The organism is Streptomyces sp. NRRL WC-3626 (assembly GCF_000718785.1).
Taxonomy (GTDB): Bacteria; Actinomycetota; Actinomycetes; order Streptomycetales; family Streptomycetaceae; genus Streptomyces; species Streptomyces edwardsiae.
This window is the reverse complement of record NZ_JOCA01000001.1, coordinates 458,932-485,175: the sequence shown is the minus strand read 5'-3', so window position 1 is coordinate 485,175 and position 26,244 is coordinate 458,932. Positions and strand designations below refer to the sequence as shown.

The following is a 26,244-nucleotide window of genomic DNA, read 5'->3' as shown; positions in this document are numbered from 1 at the left end:
GGGCGCGGGGCCGTGTGGAATCCGCGGCTGCCGCCGCGCGGGCGCGGTCGACCGCAACGGCGCCGCACTCGCCGGACGAGCCGGGGCACCCCCACCGGATCGCGATCATCGGCGGAGGCCCCGGCGGCCTCTACACCGCCGCCCTGCTCAAACGCCTCGCCCCCGACCGCGAGGTCACCGTGTGGGAACGCAACCCCCCGGACGAGACCTTCGGTTTCGGAGTGGTCCTCTCCGACGAGACCCTCGGCGGCATCGAGCACGCCGACCCCGACGTCTACGCCGCCCTGCGAAGGGACTTCACCCGCTGGGACGACATCGGCATCGTCCACCGCGGCACCCGCCACACCTCCCGCGGACACGGATTCGCCGCCCTGGAACGCCACCGTCTCCTGGAGATCCTGCACGCCCGCTGCCGCTCCCTCGGGGTGGACCTCCGCTTCCGCACCGAGGCCCCCGGCCCCGCCCGTCTGGCGGAGACGTACGACCTGGTCGTGGCCGCCGACGGAGTCCACAGCGCCACCCGCGAGGCCTTCGCCCACGTCTTTCGCCCGCACATCACCGAGCACCGCTGCCGCTACATCTGGCTCGCCGCCGACTTCCCCTTCGACGCGTTCCGTTTCGAGATCGCGGAGACCGAGTACGGCGTGATGCAGCTGCACGGCTACCCGTTCTCCGCCGACGCCTCCACCGTGATCGTCGAGATGCGCGAGGAGGTGTGGCGGGCCGCCGGATTCGACGAACCGGACGACACCGCCGGGACGGACTCCGTCGAACGCTGCGCCAAGATCTTCGCCGACGCGCTCGGCGGCCGCCCGCTGCGGTCCAACAACTCGGCCTGGACCACGTTCCGTACGGTCGTCAACGAGCGCTGGTCGCACGGCAACGTCGTACTCCTCGGCGACGCCGCCCACACCGCCCACTTCTCCATCGGCTCCGGCACCAAGCTCGCCGTCGAGGACGCGCTCGCCCTCGCCGCCTGCCTGGACGAACAACCGTCACTGGAACACGCGTTGGCGGCCTACGAGGCCGAGCGCAAACCCGTCGTCGCCTCCACCCAGCGTGCCGCGCGGGCCAGCCTGGAGTGGTTCGAGAACCTGCCCCTGTATCTCGCGCAGCCGCCGCGCCAGTTCGCCTTCAACCTGCTCACCCGCAGCCGCCGCGTCACCCACGACAACCTGCGGCTGCGCGACGCCCGCTTCACCGGGGCGGTGGAGCGCGAGTTCGGCTGCCCGCCCGGTACACCCCCGATGTTCACCCCCTTCCGGATGCGTGGCCTGACCCTGCGCAACCGGGTCGTCGTCTCTCCCATGGACATGTACTCGGCGGTCGACGGCGTCCCCGGCGACTTCCACCTCGTCCACCTCGGCGCGCGTGCGCTGGGCGGGGCCGGGCTGGTGATGACGGAGATGGTGTGCGTCGGCCCCGAGGGCCGTATCACGCCCGGCTGCGCCGGCCTCTACACCGGCAGGCAGGCCGAGGCATGGCGGCGGATCACCGACTTCGCGCACGCGCGGGCGCCCGGTACCGCGATCGGCGTGCAGCTCGGCCACAGTGGGCGCAAGGGCTCGACCAAGCTGATGTGGGAGGGCATGGACGAGCCGCTCGACGACGGCAACTGGCCCCTCGTCGCCGCGTCACCCCTGCCGTACAAGCCCGGCAGCCAGGTACCCCGCGAACTCTCGCGCGCCCAGCTCACGGACCTGAGGGAGCAGTTCACCGCCGCCGCGGTACGCGCGGCACGGGCCGGTTTCGATCTGCTCGAACTGCACTGCGCCCACGGCTATCTGCTCTCCGGCTTCCTCTCCCCGCTGACCAACCACCGCACCGACGCCTACGGTGGTTCACCGGAGAAGCGGCTGCGTTTCCCGCTGGAGGTCTTCGACGCCGTACGCGCGGTGTGGCCCGGGGACCGGCCGATGACCGTCCGGATCTCCGCCACCGACTGGGCGGAGGGCGGCGTCACGGCCGAGGACGCGGTCGCCGTCGCCAGGGCCTTCGCCGCGCACGGCGCCGACGCGATCGACGTGTCGACCGGGCAGGTGGTGGCCGACGAGAAGCCGGAGTTCGGGCGCTCCTACCAGACACCGTTCGCCGACCGGGTACGGCACGAGGCGGGCGTCCCGGTGATCGCGGTCGGCGCGATCTCCTCCTGGGACGACGTCAACTCCCTGATCCTCGCCGGGCGTACGGACCTGTGCGCGCTGGCCCGCCCGCACCTCTACGACCCCCACTGGACGCTCCACGCCGCGGCCGAACAGGGCTACGACGGACCCGGCGTGGCGTGGCCCGCACCCTATCTCGCCGGCAGTCGGCAGCCCCGTACCGGCCGCACGGACGCCCCCAAACCCCGCCTCGGCCTCGGAAGTTGAGCTTCCTCACAGCCCCACGAACGCCGCCCCCGCGTCCCGCAGCCGCTCGTGCAGCCCCCGGAACACGGCCGCCGAGCGGATGCCCGGCCAGTGACCGGGGAGCAGGGCGGCGGGCAGCCCCGGGTCGGCGTACGGGAGATGGCGCCAGGAGTCCAGGGCGAGGAGGTAGTCGCGGTAGGCGTCCTCGGCCGGCGTGTCCGCGCGCTGCTCCCAGGCGCGCAGCACCCGCGCGTGCCGGTCCAGGAACGCCTCGTGCTGCCGGGCGATCCCGGCCAGGTCCCACCAGCGGGCGACCGCCTCGGCGGTGGGCGCGAAACCGAGGTGCTCGCCGCGGAAGAAGTCGACGTAGACGTCCAGGCGCAGCCGCTCCAGGGTGTGCCTGGTCTCCTCGTACAGCCGCGCGGGGGCGATCCACACGCCGGGGGAGGCCGTGCCGAAGCCCAGGCCGGACAACCGGGAGCGCAGAACGTGCCGCTTCTGCCGTTCCGACTCCGGGACGGAGAACACGGCGAGCACCCAGCCCTCGTCCTCCGGTGGATCGGTGGCGTAGATCCGCCGGTCACCGTCGTCGAGCAACTGGCGCGCGTCGGGGGAGAGTTCGTAACCGGCGGCGCCCTGCTCGGTGCGCGCCGGGACGAGCAGGCCGCGCCGTTTGAGCCGGGACACCGAGGAACGGACGGACGGGGCGTCCACGCCCACCGCGGCCAGCAGCCGGATCAGCTCGGCGACGGGCACCGGGCCCGGCACGGAGCGGCCGTACGCGCCGTAGAGCGTGACGATGAGAGATCTCGGAGCGTGAAGCGCTTGCTGGTCGGACACGTTGATCATCTTAAGTCGTGGGCGGACGGGCGGGTTTCGCCGGGGATCACGCCCGCCCCTCTTCCGCTCCGGTGGGCGTACGCAGCCGGAACCGCTGGAGCTTGCCGGTGGCCGTGCGGGGCAGGGCGTCCAGGAACACGATCTCCTTCGGGCACTTGTAGGGCGCCAGCTCGGACTTCACGAAGGCACGCAGCGCCTCGGCGTCGCGTTCCGCGCCCTCCTTCAGGACCGTGTACGCCCGCACGACCTGGCCGCGTGCCTCGTCCGGCCGGCCGACCACCGCGGCCTCCACCACGTCCGGGTGGCGCAGCAGGGCGTCCTCGACCTCGGGTCCCGCGATGTTGTACCCGGCCGAGATGATCATGTCGTCGGCGCGGGCCACGTACCGGAAGTAGCCGTCGGGGTCGCGGACATAGGTGTCGCCGGTGATGTTCCAGCCGCCGCGTACGTACTCCCGCTGGCGCGGATCGGTGAGATAGCGGCAGCCGACGGGACCGCGCACCGCGAGCAGTCCCGGCTCCCCGTCCGGTACGGGGGCGCCGTCGGCGTCCTGTACGCGGGCCTGCCAGCCGGGGACCGGGACTCCCGTCGTGCCGGGGCGGATCGCCTCGTCGGCGGCGGAGACGAAGATGTGCAGCAGTTCGGTGGCGCCGATCCCGTTGATGATCCGCAGCCCGGTGCGCTCGTGCCAGGCCCGCCAGGTGGCGGCCGGCAGGTTCTCGCCCGCCGAGACGCAGCGCCGCAGCGAGGTGAGGTCGTGCCCGTCCGGTTCGGCGAGCATCGCACGGTAGGCGGTGGGCGCGGTGAACAGCACGGACACCCGGTGCGCGGCGATCGCCGCCAGCAACTGGCGCGGGTGCGCCTGTTCGAGGAGCAGCGCGCTCGCCCCGGCCCGCAGCGGGAACACCACCAGACCGCCGAGGCCGAAGGTGAAGCCCAGCGGGGGACTGCCGGTGAACACGTCGTCGGCGACCGGCTTCAGCACGTGCCGGGAGAACGTGTCCGCGATCGCCAGCACGTCCCGGTGCAGATGCATACAGCCCTTCGGCCGTCCGGTGGTGCCGGAGGTGAAGGCGATCAGCGCCACGTCGTCGGCCGCGGTCGGCACGGCCTCGTACGGTGTCGCCGGCGCCGGACGGTTCAGCAGGTCACCGGGGGAGTCACCGCCGTAGGTGGCGAGGCAGAGGCCGGGGACCTCGGCCTTGACGAGGTCGTCGACGGACCGGACGTCGCACAGGGCGTGGCGCACCTCGGCGATCTCGCAGATGGTGCTCAGCTCGTGCGGGCGCTGCTGCGCCAGCACGGTGACCGCGACCGCGCCGGCCTTCAGCACCGCCAGCCAGCAGGCGGCCAGCCAGGGCGTGGTGGGGCCGCGCAGCAGCACCCGGTTGCCCGGGACGACCCCGAGGTCGCCGGTGAGGAGGTGCGCGAGCCGGTCCACATGGGCGCGCAGTTCGCCGTACGTCCACATCGCGCCGTCGGGGGTGTGGAAGGCCGGGCGGCCCTCGGGCGGGCCGTGCAGGAGGTCGGCTGCGCAGTTCAGGCGCTCGGGGTAGCGCAGCTCCGGCAGGTCGAAGCGGAGCTCGGGCCACTCGTCGGGTGGCGGGAGATGGTCGCGGGCGAAGGTGTCGACGTGCGCGGTGGCCCGTGGGTTCATGGCGGTTCGCCCCCTTGGCGTGGTGGGCTCGCATCAGGAGCGTATCGTGTTGGTGACGGCAGTCAACTGTCCGCGATAACCTCGGGAGCGGCCCAGCGGCGAGGGAAAGGGACCGGCGATGACCGCATTCTCGCTCGAACCGGCACAACTCGCCTGGTGCGCGGAGCTGCGGGCGCTGGCGGCCCGACGCCTGAAGCCACTCGCCGAGAAGGCCGAACCCGGGCGGGTCGACCGTGCCCTCCTGGCCGAACTGGGCGCACTCGGCCTGCTGTCCCGCCTGTTCACCTCGGGCGCCCTCGACCTGTGCCTGATGCGCGAGTCCCTGGCTCAGTCCTGCACCGAGGCGGAGACCGCCCTCGCCCTCCAGGGCCTGGGCGCCCATCCGGTACACGCCCACGGCACCCCGGCCCAGCGCGACCGCTGGCTCCCCGGGGTCCGCGAAGGCACCGCGGTCGCCGCCTTCGCGCTCAGCGAGCCGGGCGCCGGTTCGGACGCGGCGGCACTGTCCCTCACCGCGCACCCCGACGGAGGCCGCGGCTGGCGGCTCACCGGCAAGAAGTGCTGGATCTCCAACGCCCCCGAGGCCGACTTCTGCACCGTGTTCGCCCGGACCACCCCCGGCGCCGGCGCGCGCGGGGTGACCGCCTTCCTGGTCCCCGCAGACCGGCCCGGACTCACCGGGACCGCCCTCGACATGCTCTCCCCGCACCCCATCGGTACTCTCGCCTTCGACGGCGTACCTGTTTCCGCCGACGACGTGCTCGGCGAGGTCGACCAGGGCTTTCGGGTCGCCATGGACACCCTCAACCTGTTCCGGCCCAGCGTCGGGGCGTTCGCGGTCGGCATGGCCCAGGCCGCCCTGGACGCGACCCTCGCCCACACCGCCCGCAGGGACGCCTTCGGCGGCAAGCTGAAGGACCTCCAGGCCGTCGCCCACGACGTCGCCGAGATGGCGCTGCGCACCGAGTCGGCCCGGCTGATGGTGTACGCGGCGGCGACGGCGTACGACGCGGGCGCCGCCGATGTGCCCCGGCGCGCCGCGATGGCGAAACTGCTGGCCACCGAGACCGCGCAGTACGTCGTCGACCGCGCCGTCCAGCTGCACGGCGCGCACGCCCTGCGCCGCGGGCACCTGCTCGAACACCTCTACCGCGAGGTCCGCGCCCCCCGGATCTACGAGGGGGCGAGCGAGGTCCAACGGGGCATCATCGCCAAGGAGCTGTACAAGAGACTGGAGGACCGGTGACCGCCGAGCGCGTCAACCCGCCCGAACTCTCCCCGCCGGCCGGCTTCTCCCACGCCGTCGTCGCCACCGGCTCCCGGCTGGTGTTCCTCGCCGGGCAGACCGCGCTCGACACCGACGGGAAGGTCGTCGGCGACACCCTGCCCGCACAGTTCACGCGGGCCCTCACCAACCTCCTGACGGCCCTGCGCGCGGCCGGCGGCACCCCCGCCGACCTGGCACGCGTCACGGTCTACGCCACCGACGTGGCCGCCTACCGCACCCACGCCCGCGAACTCGGGCGGATCTGGCGCGAACTGGCCGGACGCGACTACCCGGCGATGGCGGTCATCGGGGCGGCCCGCCTGTGGGACGCGCAGGCGATGGTGGAACTCGACGGCTTCGCCGTGCTGTCCTGAGCGGGGCCGCGAGCCGTTCCACCCCGCTCCGCGGTCCGGCTCAGGCCGCGACCGTGAGTTGCTCGACCGAGACGCGGTGCGGGGCGATCACCCTGCCGTCGGGCAGCAGCTCACCGGTGTCGTCGAAGACGATCACACCGTCGCACCGCAGGCTCCACCCCTGCTCGGGGTGGGCGGCCACCACATGGGGGACGGCGGATTCGGCCCGGGGGCAGGAAGACTGGTGGGCACACATGGCGCACCTCCACATAGGTGGAACGATCCGTATGGGTCGTATGCACAGACCATGCCCCCGCCGCGAACTCATCGGAACCGCCCGCCGGGAAACGTGACAGCCCCCGGACAATCCCGGGACGGTTCCCCGACGGCCGGGGCCGACTCGCCACCGAAGGGGTGACGAAGACGGGCCGCGGTCCCGCGCGCCGGTACAGGTGGAGTCCCTCAATCCGCTCGATTCGGGAGGTTCCCCATGCCTGTACGCCCCGTCCTCGGCGTCGCCGCCGGTTCCGCGCTGCTGCTGCTCGGCTTCGCCGCGGCCGCACCCGCCCCGGCAGCCGCCGCCCCCTCGGAGTCCGTGACGGTCGACGAGGAGGGCCGGATGGCCGACGGCTCCATCACCCTCTCCGGTACCTACCGCTGCGACGAGGGCGAGGGCCCGGTCTTCGTCAGCTCCGCGGTCGGCCGCCCCTCGGAGATCCTGCACCACTCCGTCGGCGGCACCCGCGCCGTCTGCGACGGCGAGGTGCACCGCTGGCAGAACACCGGAACCGTGCCCGCCGGCACCCTCAAGGCGGGCAAGGCCCACGTCGAGGCCACGCTCATGGAGATGCGCCCCAGCGGCATCGTCCTGCTGCCCGTGGTCCACGCGGTCGAGCACCGGAACATCACGCTCGTCGAGGGCTGATCCGGACGGTCCCCCTCACAGCTCGCCGGCCGGCCAGTCCAGCAGGCGCGCGCCGATCACCGCCGTCTGCAGCATGTAGCGGTGGGCCGCGTCCGACGGATTGGCGCCGGTGAGCTTGTGGATGCGCTCCAGGCGGTACGTCAGCGCGCGCACGCTCAGCGACAGCCGCCGGGCCGCCTCCGCGGCGACACAGCCGGAGTCGAAGTACGCGGTGAGCGTGTCCAGCAGCGGCTGGGCGCCGCCGCGGGCCGTGGTCAGCGGCCCCAGCGTGTTGTGCACCAGATCGGCCATCGCCTGCCGGTCGCGGGCCAGCACCGGATACACCAGCAGATCGGCGGCGCGCAGCACCGGATCGTCCAGCCCCAGCCGCTCCGCTATCTCCAGCGAGCTCAGGGCCTCCTCGTACGACTGGACGACCCCGCCGGGACCCGGCTGGGGGCGCCCGATCGCGACTTGGCCGCCGTCGGTGGCGGCGTGCGCCTGCTTGGCGAAGTACGTGAGCACCTCCGTCTGATGGCCGGGCGCGATGCACAGCAGCCGCCCGTCCTTGGTGGTGAGCAGGATGCTGCGGTCACCGAACCGGGAGATCAGCGCGCGCTCCACCTGCCGCGGCACCGGATCGCCCTCGTCGTAGGCGGCCACCCCCTGCGCGACGGCGACCGCGTGTTCGTGGGACAGCCGCAGCCCGAACCGCTCCGCGCGCTCCGCCAGTCGCCCCAGATCACTGCGGCCGTAGAGCAGGTCGTCGATGAACTCCCGCCGCGCCGCCTCCTCCTGACGCACCGCCAGCCGCTGCGCCCGCTCGTACCCCTCGGCGAACGCGTCCACGACCTGCTGTACGGCGGCGAGCGCGGCGTCGGCGGACTCCGCGGCGCCGCGCGGCCACGCACCGCGCGCGCCGGACAGATGCGCGCTGACGAGGGACCGCAGACCGAGACCCGCCTCCGCCGCCCGTTCCCCCAGAGCCCGCCGGGACGCTATCTCGTCCCTGGTGAGACGCCGGCCGGTGGCCGCGACCTCGGCCAGAATATGGGCATAGCCGTCCAGATACTGCTCCGGGATCTCCCGTTCCGTCACGCGTTTCCCCCCACTCTTGACGCTTCCCTAACGCGTCGGCTGTGTCACATCGGCACCATGACCCTAATGAACGTTGCCGGATACCGGCAATGCGCGGTCGTCCGCCGGGCAGGCAGCATGGTCCGCGGGGAGCACCGCGGACGGTTCCGGTGCCGGGCACCGGCAGGTGTCCGCGCCGGAACCCGGAGGGGAGCGGTGCTGCCCCCACGACGTGAGCAGTGAGCAGGAGGATGCGCCGGAAACGGATGGCATCCGTCCGCGCCCGGCGCAGAACCGCGGCGCCGATCGAGCCGTCTCCTCCTCCACCGGATACTCATCCGCCTCGGCGACGAGGCACCGCTCGACCCGACTTCCGGACCGGAAGTCCCAGCCCAAGAAGGACGTGCCCCATGGATGCCGCCACCGTGGGCATCGCCGTACTCGTCGGCGTCGCCCTGTTGTTCGTGCTCGTCGGTCTGCTCCTTGTCACCAAACTGTTCCGCAAGGTGGAGCAGGGCAAGGCGCTGATCGTCTCCAAGACCCGCAAGGTCGATGTGACGTTCACCGGGTCGGTCGTGCTGCCGGTGCTGCACAAGGCCGAGGTGATGGACATATCGGTGAAGACCATCGAGATCACCCGGGCCGGCAAGGAAGGCCTGATCTGCCGGGACAACATCCGCGCGGACATCCGCATCACGTTCTTCGTCAAGGTCAACAAGACCGTCGACGACGTCATCAAGGTCGCCCAGGCCGTCGGCACCGCGCGGGCCAGCGACCGGAACACGCTGCAGGAACTGTTCCACGCGAAGTTCTCCGAGGCGCTGAAGACCGTCGGCAAGCAGCTGGACTTCACCGACCTCTACACCAAGCGCGAGGAACTGCGGTACCGGATCATCGAGGTCATCGGCGTCGACCTCAACGGCTACCACCTCGAGGACGCGGCGATCGACTACCTGGAGCAGACGCCGCTCACCCAGCTCGACCCGGGCAACGTCCTCGACGCGCAGGGCATCCGCAAGATCACCGAGCTCACGGCCGTGGAACACGTCCGCACCAACGAGGCCCAGCGCAACGAGCAGAAGGAGATCACCCGGCAGGACGTCGACGCGCGCGAGGCGATCCTGGAGCTGGAGCGCCGGCAGGCCGACGCCGAGATCAAGCAGAAGCGGGAGATCGAGACCGTACGGGCCCGCGAGGAGGCCGAGACCGCGCGGGTGATGGAGGAGGAGCGGCTGCGGGCGCAGAGCGCCTTCCTGCGCACCGAGGAGCAGCTCGGCGTGCAGCGCGAGAACCAGGCCCGCGAGGTCGCCGTCGCCGCCAAGAACCGCGAGCGGGTCATCGCCGTCGAGAGCGAGCGCATCGAGAAGGACCGCCTGCTGGAGGTCATCGCCCGCGAGCGGGAGACCCAACTGACCCGGATCGCCGCCGACAAGGAGGTCGAGGCCGAGAAGCGGGAGATCGCCGAGGTCGTCCGGGAGCGGGTCGCGGTGGACCGTACGGTCGCCGAGCAGGAGGAGTCCATCAAGAAGCTGCGGGCCGTGGAGGAGGCGGAGCGGCAGCGGCAGGCCGTGATCATCGCGGCGGAGGCCGAGGCGCAGGAGAAGCTGGTCAAGGACATCAAGGCCGCCGAGGCCGCCGAGCAGGCCGCCACGCATCGCGCCTCCGAGGAACTCACCCTCGCCGAAGCCCGGTTGAAGACCGCCGACCTCGACGCGCGCGCCAAGGTGCGGCTCGCCGAGGGCGTCCAGGCGGAGGCCGCCGCCGAGGGACTGGCGGCCGCGCAGGTCCGCGACAAGGAGGCCGACGTCATCGAGAAGTCGGGCCGCGCCGAGGCCGAGGCCACCCAGGCCCGGCTGCGCGCCGAGGCCGAGGGCGCACGCGCCAAGGCCCTCGCCGAGGCGGAGGCCATCAGCGGCAAGCTGCGCGCGGAGGCGGCCGGCCTCACCGAGAAGGCGGCGGCGATGGCCGCCCTCGACGAGGCGTCCCGCGGTCACGAGGAGTACCGCCTGCGGCTGGAGGCGGAGAAGGCCATCCGGCTCGCCGGACTGGATGTGCAGCGGCAGGTCGCCGAGGCGCAGGCCACGGTCCTCGCGACCGGACTGGAGAACGCGGACATCAACATCGTCGGCGGCGAGTCGGTCTTCTTCGACCGCCTGGTGAACTCGATCGCGCTCGGCAAGAGCGTGGACGGCTTCGTCCAGAACTCCGAGACCGCCAAGGCCCTCGCCGGGCCCTGGCTGGACGGCTCCGCGAGCTTCACCGACGACCTGAGCCGCATCCTGGGCTCGGTCTCCACCGCCGATGTGCAGAACCTCACGGTCTCCGCGCTGCTGATGCGGCTGATGCAGCAGGGCGGTGACAACACCGGTCGGTTCAAGGAACTGATCGAAAAGGCGGGGGAGTTGGGTCTGTCGGACACACCGCTGGCCGCGCTGAACGGCAGCACCAGGGCCTGACCACCCTCCGGCCGGGAGCCGCCGCACAGGGGACGGCGGCTCCCGGCCCCACCTGCGGGATGCGGCCGCGCCGCACCTTCCGAGATGCGACTCCGCCGCACCTTCCGAGAGGCAGCCATGAGCACCGGCACCCACGAGCCCACGAACCCGGTCCCGCGCGAGACGCCGGGCACCAGCACCGCGCCCGGCCGCACGGGGGCACCCGGAGCGAACGGCTCCGGGGCGTCGCCCGGTACGCGCCGTTCCGGCACGAGCCCGGCGCCGGGCGCGACCGCGGTCGACGGCGGCGCCTACCAGGTGCTGCGCGACCGCCTCGCCGCGCAGGCCGCCGAACTTGCCGGCCGGGTCGAGGAGCTGAACCACCGCAGGGCGGAAGAGTTCGGCGCGCCCGAGCTGCGTCTCACCGGCACCGAGCGGCTGCGCACCGAACGCAACAGCGTGCCCCGCGACATCGTCGCCGTCGGCGACGTCCTCCTCTTCGGATACGAGGTCCGGCCCCGCCCCGACGGCGACATCGCGGTCCCCGACGTCCTCGCCCCGCACGACCGCGACCTGAACCGCCTCCCCGACGACGCCGTCCCCGGCCTCCTCGACGACCCCGCCTTCGTCCGCGAGTTCGCCGCCCTGCACCGCTACTACCGCCAGGCCCGCCTGCTGCGGCTGCGCCGGGTCGACGGCAAGCTGCTCGCCGTCTTCCAGACCGGCGAGAAGGCCGGCGACATCCGCGTCCTGCGCTGGACGGTCACCGAGGACGGCCGGGCGGCCTTCCTGGACGCGCGCGGCGACCGCGACCACGCCCGCGTCCCGCCCGCCGACATCGAGTGGACGCCGTCCACCCGCGAGGACCACGTCCTCGGCCGGCACTCGCACGTCTCCGTCCAGGGCGAGATCTTCGTCGACACCCTCGGCGGCACCCTCACCGTCAAGACCGACGACGACACCGCCACTCCCGACGGCATCCACAGCGAACCCGTCGACGAGCCCCTGCAGTCCCTCGCCGACGCCGACATCGCCCACGCCCGCGTCGGCCCCCTGATCCTGCTGCGGATCCTCCCCTACAAGGAGACCGCGCACCGCTATCTGGTCTTCAACACCCTCACCCGCTCCGTCGTACGGCTCGACGGCATCGGACAGGGCTGCCGCCGTCTCCCCGACGACCAGGGCATCGTCTTCCCCGGCGGCTACTGCCTCGCGGCCGGCCCGCACAAGACGTACGAACTCGACACCTCCGGCATGGAGTTCGCCCGCGAGGTGCGCTCACCGCACGGCGAGGACGTGCTGTACGTCTTCCACGCGCCCGCACGCGGACGCGCGCTGCTGCTGTCGTACAACCTCATCCGCGAGACGGTCGCCACCCCGATGGCCTGCCACGGCTGGGCCCTGTTCGACGACGGACTCCTGGCCGTGCTCCGCCCCGACGGCGACGAACCCGCCCGCGTCCACCCCGTACAGCTGTGGCGGTCGCCCTACGTCTCCGACACCCACGCCGCCGCCCAGCCGGTCGGCGAGGGCCCGCTGGCCCGGGTCGGCAACGCCGACCTGGTGCGCGGTATCTCCGACTGTCTGTCCCTGGCCCGCTCCGTCGCCGAGACCACCCCGACCACCGAGGTGTACGTGGCCCTGGTGGCCGCCTGCGTCCGTGCACTCGACACCCACCACTGGCTGGGCGACCCCGAACTCGGTGACCCCCGCGCTCCGTTGGAGCAGATGCGTGCCACGGCCGAGCAGGTGCTGGCCGAGTTCGAGACCGTGCGCGACCTCACCGTCCGGGCCGCCGAAGCGCTCGACGAGGCCGCGGACCGGATCGCCTCCGTGGTGCGCCGGCTGCGCGGCGAGCAGCCGCGCGCGGCCGCCGCCTGGGTCACCGGCCTGACCGAACTCCGCCACGCCCAGGGCCATCTGCTGACCCTGAAGGAGATGCGGTACGCGGACCACGCCCGTATCGACGAACTCGCGGCCGAGGCGGAGTCCGACCTGACCTCGTTCGGGCATCGCGCGATCGCCTTCCTGGCCCGCGAGGACGCCTTCGCCGCCCATCACACGGACGTCGAACGGCTGGTCGGCGAGGCCGAGTCGATCAGCACCGCCGCCGAAGCCGTGCCGGTCACCGCACACTTGGACGAACTCACCGACGAGCTGCGCACGGTGACCGAGGTGGTCGCCGGGCTCGACATCGCCGACGCCACCGTCCGTACGGCCGTACTGGAACGGGTCGCCGGGGCGATGGGCGGCGTCAACCGGGCCCGCGCCACCCTCGACGCCCGCCGCCGCTCCCTGCTGGACCGTGAGGCCCGCGCCGGGTTCGCCGCCGAACTCGCCCTGCTCGGCCAGACGGTCACCGGCTCCCTCGCGTCGGCGGACACCCCGGAGAGTTGCGACGAGCAACTGACCCGTGTGCTGGCACAGTTGGAGGCGCTGGAGTCCCGCTTCGCCGAGTTCGACGACGTCCTCGGCGAGCTGGCCGACCGGCGCACCGAGATCTACGAGGCGTTCTCCGCCCGCAAGCAGAGCCTCACCGACGCACGGGCCCGCAGGGCCGAACAGCTCGCGTCCGCCGCCGAGCGCGTACTGGAGACGATCACCCGGCGGTCCGCCGGGCTCGCCGACACCGACGCGGTCAGCACCTACTTCGCCTCCGACCCGCTCGTCACCAAGGTCCGCCGCACCGCCGACGAACTGCGCGAACTCGGCGACCGGGTACGGGCGGAGGAACTCGACGGACGGCTGCGCTCCGCCCGGCAGGAGGCCGCCCGCGCCCTGCGCGACCGCACCGACCTGTACGCCGACGGCGGCCGCGCCATCCGTCTGGGCGGCCACCGGTTCGCCGTCTCCACCCAGCCCCTCGACCTCACCGTCGTCCCGCACGGTGACGGCCTCGGGCTCGCCCTCACCGGCACCGACTACCGCGCCCCCGTCACCGACCCCGCCCTCCTCGCCGACCGCCCGCTGTGGAACCGGCACCTGCCGTCCGAGTCACCCGGCATCTACCGCGCCGAACACCTCGCCGCCCGGCTGCTCCACGAACCCGGCCCCGGCGCCCTCGCCGCCGCCGACGACCTCGGCGCCCTGGTCCGCCGGACCGCCGAGGAGGCGTACGACGAGGGGTACGAGCGGGGCGTCCACGACCATGACGCCACCGCGATCCTCACCGCCGTACTGCCCCTGTACGACAGCGCGGGCCTGCTGCGCCACGAGCCGGCCGCCCGCGCCCACGCCCTGCTGTACTGGACGCACGGAACCACGGCGCAGGAGCGCGCGGACCTCACCCGCCGCGCCGGCTCCCTCGCCCGGGTCCGCGACGCCTTCGGCCCGCCGCCCGCCCTCGACGCGCTGCGCGCCGAACTCGCGGAGGCCATGGACGCATGGGGCTCCGGCGCCCGCCCGGAGGCCGCCGCCGCGTACCTCTTCGACGAACTCACCACCGGACCCGAGGGCTTCGTCCTCAGCGCCCGCACCCGCACGCTCCTCGACACGTTCCGCCGCAAGGCCCCCGCCGACGCCTACGACGACGACCTCCCCCGCCTCGCCGGACTCACCGCCCGCCGCCAGCTGGTCGAGGCCTGGCTGACCGCGTACGCCGCGACCACCGGAGACGAACCGACCGCCGGCGACCTCGCGGAGGCGGTGGCGGCCGAACTCTGCCCGGACGTGCCCCGCCACACCTCCGACGCGCCCCTGACCGTCACCGTGGACGGTCTGCTCGGCACCCACCCCCGGATCACCGACCGCCGCCTCACCCTCCGCCTGGACGAGTTCCTGTCCCGCACCGAGGAGTTCAGGCTGCGCGACGTACCGGCCTTCCGTGCCTTCCAGCGCCGCCGTACCGCGCTGGTGAACGCCGAACGCACCCGGCTGCGCCTGGACGACCACCGGCCGCGCGTGATGTCGACGTTCGTCCGCAACCGGCTGGTCGACGAGGTCTACCTCACGCTGATCGGCGACAGCCTCGCCAAACAGCTCGGCACCACGGGGGAGTCCGGCCGCACCGGCACCGGCGGACTGCTGCTGCTCGTCTCCCCGCCCGGCTACGGCAAGACGACCCTCATGGAGTACGTCGCCGACCGGCTGGGTCTGGTCCTGGTGAAGATCAGCGGCCCCGCGCTCGGGCACGCGGTCACCTCGCTCGACCCGGCCGAGGCGCCGAACGCCACCGCCCGCCAGGAGATCGAGAAGATCAACTTCGCGCTGGCCGCCGGCAACAACACCATGCTGTATCTGGACGACATCCAGCACACCTCGCCCGAACTGCTGCAGAAGTTCATCCCGTTGTGCGACGCCACGCGCCGGATGGAGGGCGTGTGGGAGGGCGAGCCGCGCACCTACGACCTGCGCGGGAAGCGGTTCGCCGTCTGTATGGCCGGCAACCCCTACACCGAGTCCGGAGAGGCCTTCCGGGTCCCCGACATGCTGGCCAACCGCGCCGACGTCTGGAACCTCGGTGACGTCCTCACCGGCAAGGAGGACGTCTTCGCGCTCAGCTTCGTGGAGAACGCCCTCACCGCGAACCCGGTCCTCGCCCCGCTCGCCGCCCGCGACCGCGCCGACCTGGACCTCCTCATCCGCCTCGCCGGCGACGACCCCACGGCCCGCCCCGACCGCCTCACCCACCCCTACGCGCCCACCGAACTCGACCGCGTCCTGGCGGTGCTGCGCCATCTGCTCACCGCCCGCCACACCGTCCTCGCCGTGAACGCGGCCTACATCGCCTCCGCCGCCCAGTCCGACGACGCCCGCACCGAGCCGCCGTTCCGGCTCCAGGGCTCCTACCGCAACATGAACAAGATCGCCCAGCGGATCCAGCCCGTCATGAACGCCGCCGAGCTGACCGCCGTCATCGACGACCACTACACGGCCGAGGCCCAGACCCTCACCACGGGCGCCGAGGCGAGCCTCCTCAAACTCGCCGAACTGCGCGGCACGCTCACCGCCGAGACGGCGGCCCGCTGGACCGAGGTGAAGTCGGCCCACACCCGCACCCTCACCTTGGGCGGCCCCGACGAGGACACCCTGACCCGCGCGGTCGCCGCCCTCGCCCTCCTCGGCGACCGCATAGCCGCCGTCGAGTCGGCCATCACCCGCGCCGTGGACCCCCGCCGCCGCCTCCTGCCCGCCCGGGAACCCCGACAACTCCCGGAGCCACCACCCGGCCCCCGGTGACCGGGCCCGCGGGCCCGGCCCCGCGCCGACTACCGGCGGACCGGAGGTTCCGGCGGTGGTCGGCGCGGGGCCGTCGGTGCCCCGGTGATCTCACGGAACGTGTGCGTCACCGCCGTCGGCGGTCCCGGCGGCCAGAGCGGCCAGTTCCTCCGGGGAGCGGGGACCGGGGGCCGGCCCGGTCAGCAGTCCCCGCGTCCGCAGCAGCCGTGCCACCGCCACCCCCCACGGCAGCCGCAGCCCCGCTCCCGCGAGGAGGTCCGTGCGGGCCAGCATCCCGGCGGCCGGGCCGGTGTGTGCGCCGGACGGGGTGAGCAGGGCCGCGTCGTCGGCCCAGCGCAGGGCCAGGTCCACGTCGTGGGTCGCCATGACGACCGTCGTACCGCTCGCCCGCAGCCCGTCCAGGGTGGCCAGCAGGCGTTCCTGGCCGTCCGGGTCGAGGCCCGCCGTCGGTTCGTCGAGGATCAGCACGCGGGGCCGCATGGCGATCGCGCCCGCGATCGCCGTCCGCTTGCGCTGCCCGTAGGACAGCAGATGCGTGGGCCGGTCGGCGAGGGCGGTGATGTCCAGCGCGGCCAGCGACTCCGCGACCCGGGCGCGTACCTCCGTATCGGACAGGCCGAGGTTGAGCGGCCCGAACGACACGTCCTGCCCCACGGAGGCGGCGAACAACTGGTCGTCGGGGTCCTGCACCACCAGCTGCACGGTGGTGCGCAGCGCCGTCAGCCCTTTGCGGTCGTACCGCACCGCCCGCCCCTCGACGGTCACCTCACCCCCGTCCGGCCGCAGTCCACCGCTCAACAGCCGCATCAGCGTCGTCTTCCCACTGCCGTTGCGCCCCAGCAGTGCCAGCGCACGCCCCTCACGTACCTCGAAGTCCAGACCGCTGAGCACGGGCGGGCCGTCCTCGTACGTGAACGACACGCCCCGCAGGGCCACCAGGACGTTCTCGCTCACGACAGGGGCCTTTCCAGTACGAAGGTGAGGGCGACCAGCGTCGCGAGGAGCGCCACGCTCGCGGCCGTGAACCGCGCCGAGACGCGGGCCTCGGGGACCAGCACGCGCAGGGTGCCGTCGTAGCCGCGTCCCGCGAGTCCCGTCTGCAGTCGCGCCGCCCGGTCGAAGGACCGGACGAACGCGGTCGCGCCGAGCCCGCCCAGCGAACGCCACGTCGCGGCCCGGGTGGTGTGCCCGAGCCGGGCCGCCTGCGCCTCCCGGACGCGGCGCACCGAGTCCAGCAGCAGGAAGCTCATCCGGTACGTCACCAGCGCCACGTCCACCAGCGGTGCCGGCACCCCGGCCCGCACCAGCCGCGGCAGCAGATCCGACATGGGCGTGGTGAACGCGAACAACAGCACGCCCAGCGAGGCCGCCGACGTACGCAGCAGCAGCTCACCGGCGCGCAGCGGCCCGTCCCCGGCCCAGGACACGAACCCGCCGGGACCGCCCACCCGCACCAGCAGCGTCAGCGCCCCGGTGACGCAGAAGCCCAGCGGTACCCGGTACGCCCGCCACAGCCGCCGCCCCGGCACCCCGGCCGGGCCGAGCAGCACCGCGAGCGCCGTCACCAGCACCAGCGCCGCGCCCGGCCAGGGCGGCAGGGAGATCGCCAGCACGGTGAGGCCCAGCCCCAGTACGGCCTTGTCCACGGGATGACGGCGGCGCCAGCGACTGCTGTGCGCCGCCGCGTCGATCGGCAGCACCCGCCGTCAGACCCGTCGCGGTTCGGATACGGTCCCGGCGTCCGCGTCCGCTTCCGTGTCCGGCTCCGCGCGCAGCCGTTCCAGCGCCCGCGCCTCGCCCTGCCGGCGTCCGCGCCGCACCCCGAAGTAGTACGCGAGGACACCCGCCCCGATCGCCGCCTGGAGGGCGAACAGCGCCGACTCGATCTCTCCGGACGGCGGTTCGTACAGCGGGGAGAACCAGGGCTCGTAGTCCGGGTCGATCTCGGTGATCGCGGTCTCCGCCTCGGCGTCCGCGCCTGCGAACGGCTCCTCCTTGTGATCGCCGAGCCCGAACACCAGCGGGATCACGGCGAGCGCGGCGACGAGCACCAGCAGCAGCGTGTTGATCTTCGCGTTACGGCTCATCGGGCCACCGCCTCCGCGTCGGCCGGCTGCGCCGTCCTCCGCCCGGCCACCGACGTCACCAGCACGCCGAGCCGGGTCAGTTCACCCTTGCTGGACTGCACCAGCATGCGCATCACCAGCACCGTCAGCAGCCCCTCGCTCACCGCGAGCGGGATCTGCGTCACGGCGAAGATGGAGCCGAACTTGCCCAGCGCGCCCCAGAATCCGCTGCCCGGGTCGGGGAAGGCGAGCGCCAGCTGCACACTCGTCACGCAGTACGTCGACAGGTCGGCGACGAACGCGCCGAAGAACACCGCGACCATCAGCGGTACGTCGAACCGGCGCAGCAGTCTGTAGACGCCGTACCCCGCCCAGGGGCCGACGATCGCCATCGAGAAGACGTTGGCGCCCAGGGTGGTCAGCCCGCCGTGGGCGAGCAACAGGGCCTGGAACAGCAGGGTGATGGTGCCCAGCACCGCCATGACCGGCGGCCGGAACAGGATCGCGCCGAGTCCCGTACCGGTGGGGTGGGAGCAACTCCCGGTCACCGACGGCAGTTTCAGCGCGGACAGGACGAATGTGAACGCTCCCGACGCGCCCATCAGCAGGGTGCTCTCGGGATGTTCCCGTACCTCACGGATGAGCGACCGGGCTCCGTGGACGACGAACGGCGCCGACGCGACGCCCCAGGCGACCGCGTGCACCGGTGGCAGAAAACCCTCGGCTATGTGCATGGCTCAGCAGACCCTCTCCAGCACCTCGTGGATGGTTGACGCGCCTTGGCCGGTCTCCTGGCTGACGGGTACCACCGCCCGTGCTCCGCCTTCCCGGGTTCTGAAACCCAGTGGCTGTCCGTGAGGACCGGAGCCGGACTTCCCGATCACAGTGGCGAGGGCCGCACCGGTATCGCACCGATTTCCCGTCACCAAGGCGTGGTGACAGTAGTTCCCCGTCCGGCCCGGTGACAAGCGGCCACAGGGGGCGCGCGGACGGCGCCCGGCGGCTCGCACCCCGGCGCACACGTGCGTACTTGACAGGGCGACGCGGCTGGTCGGCGCGGGGGAGTGGGGGCCCGCCGCCCTGGGTAGAGCTTCGCTGCAATTAATATGCAACAACGGTTTTCAGGCAACAGGAGTGTGAGTTTCGATGACGACCCGACGAATACGGGGCGCCGCCGCCGCGGTCGTGATGGCCGGTGCGGCAGCCGCCTGCTCGGCGCCGGGCGGCAGCGGCGCCGACGGCGGAGCCTCCGCCGAGTCCGTCGTGATCGGCATCCCCTCCGAACCGGACACCCTCAGCCCCCTGCTCGGCTACGGCAAGGACGGCAACTCCAAGATCTTCGACGGGCTCCTCGCCCGCGACGCCGGCATGGAGCTGAAGCCCGCCCTGGCGAAGGCGCTCCCCGAGATCACCGACGGCGGCCGCACCTACACGTACACCCTGCGCGACGGCGTGAAGTTCAGCGACGGCGAACCGCTGACCGCCGACGACGTGGTCTTCACGTACGACACCGTCCTCGACGGGAAGACCAACAACACCGCCAAGAGCGAACTGGACGCCATCAAGGACGTCCGGGCCGACGGTGACGACAAGGTCGTCTTCACCCTCGACTACCCCTACGCGGCCTTCGCCGCCCGCACCGTGCTGCCCGTCGTCCCCGAGCACGTCGCCGGCGGACAGGACCCCAACACCGGCTCGTTCAACACCAAGCCCGTCGGCACCGGACCGTACGTCCTGGCCGGCTGGAGCAAGGGCGAGAAACTCACCTTCAAGGCCAATCCGGACTACTGGGGCGGCGCCCCGAAGGTGAAAAAGCTCACCATGGCGATCATCGCCGACGACGACGTCCGCGCCACCCGGCTGCGCTCCGGCGACCTCGACGGCGCGACCCTCCCGCCCAACCTCGCCGCCACCTTCGAGGACGACGACGGCAGGAAGACGTACCGGGCCACGTCGTACGACTTCCGCGCGGTCACCCTGCCCACCGGCAACCCGGTCGCCGGCGACACCGCGATCCGCCGTGCCCTGGACCTCGCCGTGGACCGCACCACCATGGTCGACAAGATCCTCGACGGCGCCGGCCGCCCCGCCTACGGCCCGCTGCCCGTCGACGACCCCTGGTTCGCCCGGGACGTCGAGCGCGCCCAGGACCTCGACAAGGCGAAGAGCGTCCTCGACAAGGCGGGCTGGAAGGCCGGCGAGGACGGCATCCGCGCCAAGGACGGCCGCCCCGCCCGCTTCACCCTCTACTACCCCTCCGGGGACAAGGTCCGCCAGGACCACGCCCTCGCCTACGCCTCCGACGCCAAGAAGGCCGGCGTCGACGTCAAGGTGGAGAGCGCCACCTGGGAGGTCATCGAACCCCGGATGAAGCACGACGCCGTCCTCGCCGGCTTCGGCAGCACCGGCGACCCCGACTTCGGCCTCTACACGCTTCTGCACTCCACCCTCGCCGGCGACGGCTTCAACAACATGGCCCTGTACGACAACCCGGCCGTCGACAAGGCCCTCGACACCGGCCGCCGCACCCAGGACCCCGCCGACCGCAAGGCCGCCTACGACACCCTGCAGCGCGAACTGGTGAAGAACCCCGGCTACACCTTCCTCACCCACATCGACCACATGTACGTCCTCGCCGACCGCTGGAAGGACCTCACCACCCAGACCGAACCCCACGAGCACGGCTTCGCCAGCGGCCCCTGGTGGAACATCGAGGACTGGCGGCCCGCCACATGACCGCACTCCCCTGGGGGGAGATGACCCGGCTCACGGCACGGCGGGCCCTGTTCGCCGTGCCGGTGCTGCTCGTCGTCACCTTCGGCGTGTTCGCCGTCGCCGCCGCCTCCCCCTTCGACCCCGTCAAGGCGTACGCCGGCACCGCCGCGCTCGGCGCCGACCAGGAGACCCTGGACCGGCTGCGGGAGAACCTGGGCGTGGACCGGCCGTTCACCGCCCGCTGGTGGGACTGGCTGACCTCCGCGCTCGGCGGCGACCTCGGCCGGTCCACCGTGATGCGCCAGCCCGTCGCCGAGGTGATCGGCGAACGCCTCGTCTGGTCCGCCCTGCTGTGCGCCGTCGCCTTCGCCCTCGCCGTGCTGCTCGGGACCGTGCTCGGCGTCCTCGCGGCCCGCCGCCCCGGCTCGCCCCTCGACCGTACGATCACCTCCCTCGCGTACGCCCTGGAGGCCGCCCCCGTCTTCTGGATCGCCCTGCTCGCCGTCTGGCTGTTCGCCCTGAACCTGGACGTCCTCCCGGCCGGCGGCCTCACCGACACCGGCAGCGAACAGGTCACTCCCGGCCAGGTCATCAGCCATCTGATCCTGCCCGCCGGTGTCCTCGGCGTCTCCCAGCTGCCCTGGTTCACGCTCTACGTCCGTCAGGGCGTCGGCGACGCCCTCGCGGAGGACCCCGTGCGCGGCGCCCGCGCCCGCGGCCTGAGCGAACGCACCGTCCTGCTCGGCCACGCCCTGCGCTCCGGACTGCTGCCCGTACTCACCCTGATCGGCTCCCGCGTCCCCGAACTCATCACCGGCGCCCTGCTGGTGGAGACCGTGTTCAGCTGGCCCGGCATCGCCGCCGCCACCGTGGAGGCGGCCACCTCCGTCGACTTCCCGCTGCTGGCCGCGCTGACCACCCTCGCCACCGCCGCCGTCCTCGCCGGAAACCTCCTCGCCGACCTGCTCTACGGACTGATCGACCCGAGGGTGAAGCTGAATGAGATGTGACCCACATGTCTGCTGACACCACTGTCGTGGAGAAGACGGTGTGGCGCGCACATGGCACCGCCCGCCGCTCCACCCACACCCTGCGGCTGTACGTCTCCGCCGGACTCGTCGCCGTGACCGCCCTCGCGGTGCTGCTCCTGCCCCCGCTGGTCCAGCTCGACCAGCAGGCCGTCGACCTCGCCGCCAAACTCCTGCCGCCGTCCTGGTCCCACCCCTTCGGCACCGACGACGTGGGCCGCGACCTGCTGCTGCGCTGCGTCTACGGGCTCCGGGTGTCCCTGCTGGTGGGCGTGGTGGCCGCGCTCACCGCCACCGTGATCGGCACCGCCGTCGGCGCCACCGCCGGCGCGCTCGGCGGCTGGGCCGACCGTACGGTCATGCGCCTGGTCGACACCTTCTCCTCCGTGCCGCACCTGCTGCTCGGCATCTTCATCGTCGCCATGTTCCGGCCCGGCGTCTGGCCGGTGGTGATCTCCGTCGGCCTCACCCACTGGCTGTCCACCGCCCGGATCGTCCGCGCCGAGGTCCTCTCGCTGCGCTCCCGCCCCTTCATCGACGCGGCGGTCTCCGGCGGCGCCTCCCGATGGCGGGTCGTCGTACGGCATCTGCTGCCGGGTGTGTTGCCGCAGGCCGGCCTCGCCGCCGTACTCATGGTGCCGCACGCCATGTGGCACGAGTCGGCGCTGTCCTTCCTCGGCCTCGGTCTGCCCACCCACACGGCCAGCCTCGGCACCCTCATCCAGGGCGCCCGCGGCTCCCTGCTCGCCGGACAGTGGTGGCCGACCCTCTTCCCCGGCCTGTTCCTGATCATCCCCACGCTCGCCATCGCCGGCCTCGCCGGGGTCTGGCGCGAGCGGATCAACCCCCGCCGCAGATCGGAGCTGTCGCTGTGACCGAGCGAGCCCCCGTGCTGTCCGTGCGCGGCCTGTCCGTACGGTTCCTGCTGCCGGGCGGGCGCCGGATCGCCGCCGTCACCGACGCCCACTTCGACGTGGCGCCCGGCGAATGCCTCGTCCTGATCGGCGAGAGCGGCTGCGGCAAGTCCGTCCTCGCCTCCGCCCTCCTCGGCCTGCTCCCCGCCAACGCCCAGACGGCGGGCCACGCACACCTCGGCGACCTGGAGCTGCTGACCGCCGACGAACGCGTCCTCGCCCGCACGGTACGGGGCCGCCGTATCGGCCTCATCCCGCAGAGCCCGGCCGCGCACCTCACCCCGGTACGCACCATCCGCTCCCAGCTGGCGGAGACGGTCGCCCGGCTCACCGGCGTACGGGGCCGGACCGCCCTGCGCGCCGCCGCCGAACAGGCCGCCGAACGGGCCGAGTTCCCGCCGGGCCACCTCGACCGGTACCCCCATGAACTCTCCGGCGGTCTCGCCCAGCGCGCCGCCACCGCCCTCGCCCTGATCGGCGACGCACCGCTGCTCCTCGCCGACGAGCCCACCACCGGGCTGGACCGCGACCTGGTGGACCGCACCGTCGACGAACTGCGCCGCCACGTCGACGCCGACCGGGCCCTGCTGATGATCACCCACGACCTCGCGGCCGCGGAACGCGTCGCCGACCGGGTGGCGGTCATGTACGCGGGCCGCATCGTCGAACTGGCCGCGGCGAGTGACTTCTTCGGTGCGTCGGGCCCCAGGCACCCCTACAGCCAAGGCCTGTTGCAGGCCCTTCCGGACCGGTCCTTCACCCCCATCCCCGGTATGCCCCCCGAACTCGGAGACCTCCCCGAAGGCTGCGCCTTCGCCGCCCGCTGCGACCGTGCCACGGACGCCTGTACGGCCCTGCCGCCGTTCACGGGGTCGATCGCCTGCCACCACCCGGCCCCGGCACCCACCCCGGAGAACATCCGTGCTTGAACTGCGTTCCGTCACCGCCGGATACGACCGTCGCGCCCCCGCCGTACGGGACGTCACCCTCACCGTCTCCTCGGGTGAGTCCGTCGGTCTGCTCGGCCCCAGCGGCTGCGGCAAGTCCACCCTGGCGAGGGTCGCCGCCCTGCTCCACCGGCCGGACTCCGGGGAGGTCGTCCTCGACGGCACCCCCGTGCGCCACTGGCGCCACCGCGCCCCACGCGAACTGCGCACCGCCGTCGGCGTGGTCTTCCAGCAGCCCCGTCTCTCCGCCGACCCCCGGCTGCGCCTGGCCGATTTGATCGCGGAACCACTGCGCGCGACGGGCCGGCGCGCTTCGGCCGAGGACCGCGTGGCCGAACTCGCCGACACCGTCGGCCTGACCCCGGACCTGCTCACCCGCCGCCCCCACGAGGTCAGCGACGGGCAACTGCAACGCGCCTGCGTGGCCCGCGCGCTGGTCCTGCGTCCCCGCTGGCTGATCTGCGACGAGATGACCGCGATGCTGGACGCCTCGACCACGGCCGCACTGGTCGCGGTGGTGGAGGCCTACCGCACCTCGACAGGCGCGGGCCTCCTGGCCGTGGCCCACGACCACACCCTCCTGACCCGCTGGTGCGACCGCACCGTCCACTGGAAGACGGTCACGGAACCGCGCTGATCTACGCTTCCCACCCATGGAATTCTTCTGCCACCACCGCGACCGGCCCGGCTCCACGCAGTTGCGGGAGGAGCTGACGCAGGCCCACTGGTCCTACATGGACGGCTACGAGAGGGAGCTGATCGCCCGCGGGCCGACCTTCGCCGACGACGGCGAGACGCTCACCGGCAGCGTGCACATCGTGGACCTGCCGGACGCCGCGGCCGCCCGGGCCTTCGCCTTCGACGAGCCCTCCTACCAGGCCGGCGCGTACCGCGACGTGCTGCTGCGACGCTGGCGGAACACGCTGGGCCGGACCATGTGGGAGTTCCCCGGCGGGCGGACCGGCGGACACCGGTACCTGGTGCTGGGCCTCGGCGCGGGACGGCCCGCAGACCTCGACGTCCCGTCCGGCCCGGCCGAGCCCATCGCGTACGGGCCGCTGCTGTCCGACGACGGCACGGCCTGGCTGGGTACCGCCGCCCTGGTCCGCGCACCGGACCGGGACACCGCGCGTGCCGTGCTGACGTCGGCCCGCTACGCGGTCGTCGAGGTCCACGACTGGGAGTTCGGCGGCCGTCGATGACCGCTTTCCCTCATGCGCTCGCACGAGACGGGGCGCCGTCTCCTCCCCGAGGAGGACACGGCGCCCCGTCATGGACCCCGGTGTCAGCCCTCGGTGCCCTCCGCGAACTCCTCGTCGCCGAGCTCGTTCGCCGCGAAGCCGCCGAAGAAGCCCTCCATGAGCTCGTCGATGTTCACCTCGGTGGCGTTCGCCGGGGCGGTGGCCTTCTCGCCCTTGCCCAGGCGCAGTACCAGCGCGAACTTCTTGACCTTCGCCTTCTCGGCCAGCTTGGCGAGGTCCACGGACACCTCGGTCAGCTCGCCGTTCTTCAGCGTGAAGTCGGCCGTGACCTTCTCGTTCGGCGCGTCCTTGAAGTCCTTGGCGGTCGGCATCTCCGCCCCCGGCGGCAGCTCCTTCGCCAGCGGACCCAGCTCGTCGAACAGCTCGGTCATCAACGTCCGGAACGGCGCCGTGGCCTTGATGTGCTCGGTCCCGTCCGATCCCCCGGACGTCTTGAAGTCGACCTCCTGGGCGATGACCCCCCGCAGCGCCTTCACCAGCTTCTTCTGCGTCCCCGCGTCAAGCGTCGGCTCGGCCGAGGGCTCGTCGGGGCCCCCCTCTCCGAGCATCTGCTCACGGGCCCCCTCCATGTCCTTCGCGGACATCTTGATCCACTCACCGCTCAGCACCTTCTTGAACGCCCCGGCGCTGTCCGGAAGTTCGTCCGCCGGCGGCATGGGGCTGCCGGACATCTTCCCGAGCGCCTCGGCGTCGAGACGGACGTAGATGTCGTCGCCGACCAGCCGGTACTCGAGCAGGGCGGCGCCGTCCGCGCCGCTGATCTTCATGGCCATGCCGGTGAAGTCTTTCTCACCGGAGTCCTCGAGCGGCTTCTTCGACTGCACGGAGAAGGAGAACCGCGCCTCGGCCAGCCACTCGGCGATCTCGTCGGGCATCTCCTCGCCCGGCTCCGCGTCGGCGTCCAGCGCCTTCAGCGAAGCGGCGTCCGTGTCCAGGTCCAGCTCGAAGGAGAGCGAACGCTCCTTGCCGAGCTCCTCGAAGGCCTGGTCCAGCTTCTGCCCGGCCGACAGGTTCTCCACGGTGCCACAGGCGGCGGAACCCGCCAGCACGGCGGTGACGACGGCGGCGGCGGTCAGGGTCTTGCGCATGGCGGAAATGACGTCTCCTCACGAATACGACCAGGACGGTCACCCGCCAAGACCCGCAAACCCCTCGAACGGTTGCACGCCGCAACCAAACCGTGTCCGACGGCCCCACCGCAGGCTGTCGGAGCGCGGCACGACACCCGCCGACTTCGTCATCACCGCGCCCGC

21 protein-coding genes and 1 riboswitch are annotated in these 26,244 nt (G+C 72.7%); of the genes, 12 read left to right on the top strand and 9 right to left on the bottom strand.

Annotated elements, in window-relative coordinates:
• Positions 1–14: 14 nt before the first annotated feature.
• Positions 15–2,369 carry a bifunctional salicylyl-CoA 5-hydroxylase/oxidoreductase gene (locus tag IF28_RS0102070; RefSeq protein ID WP_234324829.1) on the top strand — a complete coding sequence of 785 codons (2,355 nt, stop codon included), beginning with the start codon at positions 15–17 and terminating at the stop codon, positions 2,367–2,369.
• A gap of 6 nt (positions 2,370–2,375) precedes the next feature.
• On the opposite strand, the gene IF28_RS0102065 is transcribed toward IF28_RS0102070, so the two are convergent.
• Together IF28_RS0102065 and IF28_RS0102060 are read right to left on the bottom strand one after the other, a co-directional pair.
• The gene (locus tag IF28_RS0102065) at positions 2,376–3,197 is read right to left on the bottom strand and encodes a PaaX family transcriptional regulator C-terminal domain-containing protein (protein WP_030212905.1); all 822 of its coding nucleotides are present in this window, start codon (positions 3,195–3,197) and stop codon (positions 2,376–2,378) included.
• A 37-nt stretch (positions 3,198–3,234) separates the two neighbouring features.
• A complete protein-coding gene (locus IF28_RS0102060; RefSeq protein WP_030212903.1) occupies positions 3,235–4,845 on the bottom strand; it encodes an AMP-binding protein in 1,611 nt (536 codons plus the stop codon).
• Between the two features lie 118 nt (positions 4,846–4,963).
• On the opposite strand from IF28_RS0102060, the gene IF28_RS0102055 reads away from it, so the two are divergent.
• Both IF28_RS0102055 and IF28_RS0102050 read left to right on the top strand, forming a co-directional pair.
• Positions 4,964–6,091 (top strand): acyl-CoA dehydrogenase family protein, encoded by a 1,128-nt coding sequence (locus IF28_RS0102055; protein ID WP_030212900.1) that lies wholly within the window; start codon positions 4,964–4,966, stop codon positions 6,089–6,091.
• Entirely contained in the window at positions 6,088–6,486 is a 399-nt protein-coding gene (locus tag IF28_RS0102050) for a RidA family protein (RefSeq protein WP_030212897.1), read from the top strand. The genes IF28_RS0102055 and IF28_RS0102050 overlap by 4 nt, the downstream gene beginning before the upstream one ends.
• 40 nt (positions 6,487–6,526) lie before the next feature.
• Here IF28_RS0102050 and IF28_RS0102045 read toward each other — a convergent pair whose 3' ends face one another.
• Positions 6,527–6,721 carry a DUF5999 family protein gene (locus IF28_RS0102045; protein WP_030212894.1) on the bottom strand — a complete coding sequence of 65 codons (195 nt, stop codon included), beginning with the start codon at positions 6,719–6,721 and terminating at the stop codon, positions 6,527–6,529.
• A gap of 234 nt (positions 6,722–6,955) precedes the next feature.
• Here IF28_RS0102045 and IF28_RS0102040 point away from each other — a divergent pair, with 234 nt between their 5' ends.
• The gene (locus IF28_RS0102040; RefSeq protein ID WP_030212892.1) at positions 6,956–7,390 is read left to right on the top strand and encodes a DUF6299 family protein; all 435 of its coding nucleotides are present in this window, start codon (positions 6,956–6,958) and stop codon (positions 7,388–7,390) included.
• A gap of 15 nt (positions 7,391–7,405) precedes the next feature.
• Here the strand turns inward: IF28_RS0102040 and IF28_RS0102035 are convergent, their stop codons facing one another.
• Positions 7,406–8,467: a PucR family transcriptional regulator gene (locus tag IF28_RS0102035; protein ID WP_030212890.1), complete on the bottom strand. Its 1,062-nt coding sequence runs from the start codon at positions 8,465–8,467 to the stop codon at positions 7,406–7,408.
• 389 nt (positions 8,468–8,856) lie between these two features.
• On the opposite strand from IF28_RS0102035, the gene IF28_RS0102030 reads away from it, so the two are divergent.
• Positions 8,857–10,902 carry a flotillin family protein gene (locus IF28_RS0102030; RefSeq protein ID WP_030212884.1) on the top strand — a complete coding sequence of 682 codons (2,046 nt, stop codon included), beginning with the start codon at positions 8,857–8,859 and terminating at the stop codon, positions 10,900–10,902.
• 117 nt (positions 10,903–11,019) lie between these two features.
• Positions 11,020–16,059, top strand: coding sequence for a DNA repair ATPase (locus IF28_RS0102025; RefSeq protein WP_030212881.1), 5,040 nt, complete (start codon positions 11,020–11,022; stop codon positions 16,057–16,059).
• Positions 16,060–16,149: 90 nt separating this feature from the next.
• Here the strand turns inward: IF28_RS0102025 and IF28_RS0102020 are convergent, their stop codons facing one another.
• The 4 genes from IF28_RS0102020 to IF28_RS0102005 are packed head-to-tail and all read right to left on the bottom strand — an operon-like array spanning position 16,150 to position 18,859.
• Positions 16,150–17,013 carry an energy-coupling factor ABC transporter ATP-binding protein gene (locus IF28_RS0102020; RefSeq protein WP_030212878.1) on the bottom strand — a complete coding sequence of 288 codons (864 nt, stop codon included), beginning with the start codon at positions 17,011–17,013 and terminating at the stop codon, positions 16,150–16,152.
• A complete protein-coding gene (gene cbiQ, locus IF28_RS0102015) occupies positions 17,010–17,759 on the bottom strand; it encodes a cobalt ECF transporter T component CbiQ (protein WP_030212875.1) in 750 nt (249 codons plus the stop codon). Before cbiQ ends, IF28_RS0102020 begins: the two co-directional genes overlap by 4 nt.
• A 6-nt stretch (positions 17,760–17,765) precedes the next feature.
• Positions 17,766–18,146, bottom strand: a complete 381-nt coding sequence (locus IF28_RS0102010; RefSeq protein WP_030212871.1) for an energy-coupling factor ABC transporter substrate-binding protein — start codon at positions 18,144–18,146, stop codon at positions 17,766–17,768.
• Entirely contained in the window at positions 18,143–18,859 is a 717-nt protein-coding gene (locus IF28_RS0102005; RefSeq protein ID WP_030212868.1) for an energy-coupling factor ABC transporter permease, read from the bottom strand. The genes IF28_RS0102010 and IF28_RS0102005 overlap by 4 nt, the downstream gene beginning before the upstream one ends.
• Before the next feature lie 29 nt (positions 18,860–18,888).
• Positions 18,889–19,070: riboswitch (cobalamin riboswitch) on the bottom strand.
• A 201-nt stretch (positions 19,071–19,271) separates the two neighbouring features.
• Between IF28_RS0102005 and IF28_RS0102000 the strand changes: the two genes are divergently transcribed.
• From IF28_RS0102000 to IF28_RS0101975, 6 genes are read left to right on the top strand one after another with little or no spacing between them, the layout of a single operon-like run.
• On the top strand, positions 19,272–20,861 hold the full coding sequence (locus IF28_RS0102000) for an ABC transporter substrate-binding protein (RefSeq protein ID WP_030212865.1): 1,590 nt from the start codon (positions 19,272–19,274) through the stop codon (positions 20,859–20,861).
• Positions 20,862–20,881: 20 nt separating this feature from the next.
• Positions 20,882–21,850, top strand: a complete 969-nt coding sequence (locus IF28_RS0101995) for an ABC transporter permease (RefSeq protein ID WP_030212863.1) — start codon at positions 20,882–20,884, stop codon at positions 21,848–21,850.
• Positions 21,851–21,855: 5 nt separating this feature from the next.
• A complete protein-coding gene (locus IF28_RS0101990; protein WP_030212859.1) occupies positions 21,856–22,743 on the top strand; it encodes an ABC transporter permease in 888 nt (295 codons plus the stop codon).
• Positions 22,740–23,711, top strand: coding sequence for an ABC transporter ATP-binding protein (locus tag IF28_RS0101985; protein ID WP_030212857.1), 972 nt, complete (start codon positions 22,740–22,742; stop codon positions 23,709–23,711). The genes IF28_RS0101990 and IF28_RS0101985 overlap by 4 nt, the downstream gene beginning before the upstream one ends.
• Positions 23,704–24,366 carry an ABC transporter ATP-binding protein gene (locus IF28_RS0101980; protein ID WP_030212854.1) on the top strand — a complete coding sequence of 221 codons (663 nt, stop codon included), beginning with the start codon at positions 23,704–23,706 and terminating at the stop codon, positions 24,364–24,366. Before IF28_RS0101985 ends, IF28_RS0101980 begins: the two co-directional genes overlap by 8 nt.
• A gap of 16 nt (positions 24,367–24,382) precedes the next feature.
• Positions 24,383–24,931: a YciI family protein gene (locus IF28_RS0101975; protein ID WP_030212851.1), complete on the top strand. Its 549-nt coding sequence runs from the start codon at positions 24,383–24,385 to the stop codon at positions 24,929–24,931.
• 83 nt (positions 24,932–25,014) lie between these two features.
• On the opposite strand, the gene IF28_RS0101970 is transcribed toward IF28_RS0101975, so the two are convergent.
• Complete coding sequence (locus tag IF28_RS0101970; RefSeq protein ID WP_106981956.1) at positions 25,015–26,079, bottom strand: hypothetical protein; 1,065 nt, start codon at positions 26,077–26,079, stop codon at positions 25,015–25,017.
• Between the last annotated feature and the right edge of the window lie 165 nt (positions 26,080–26,244).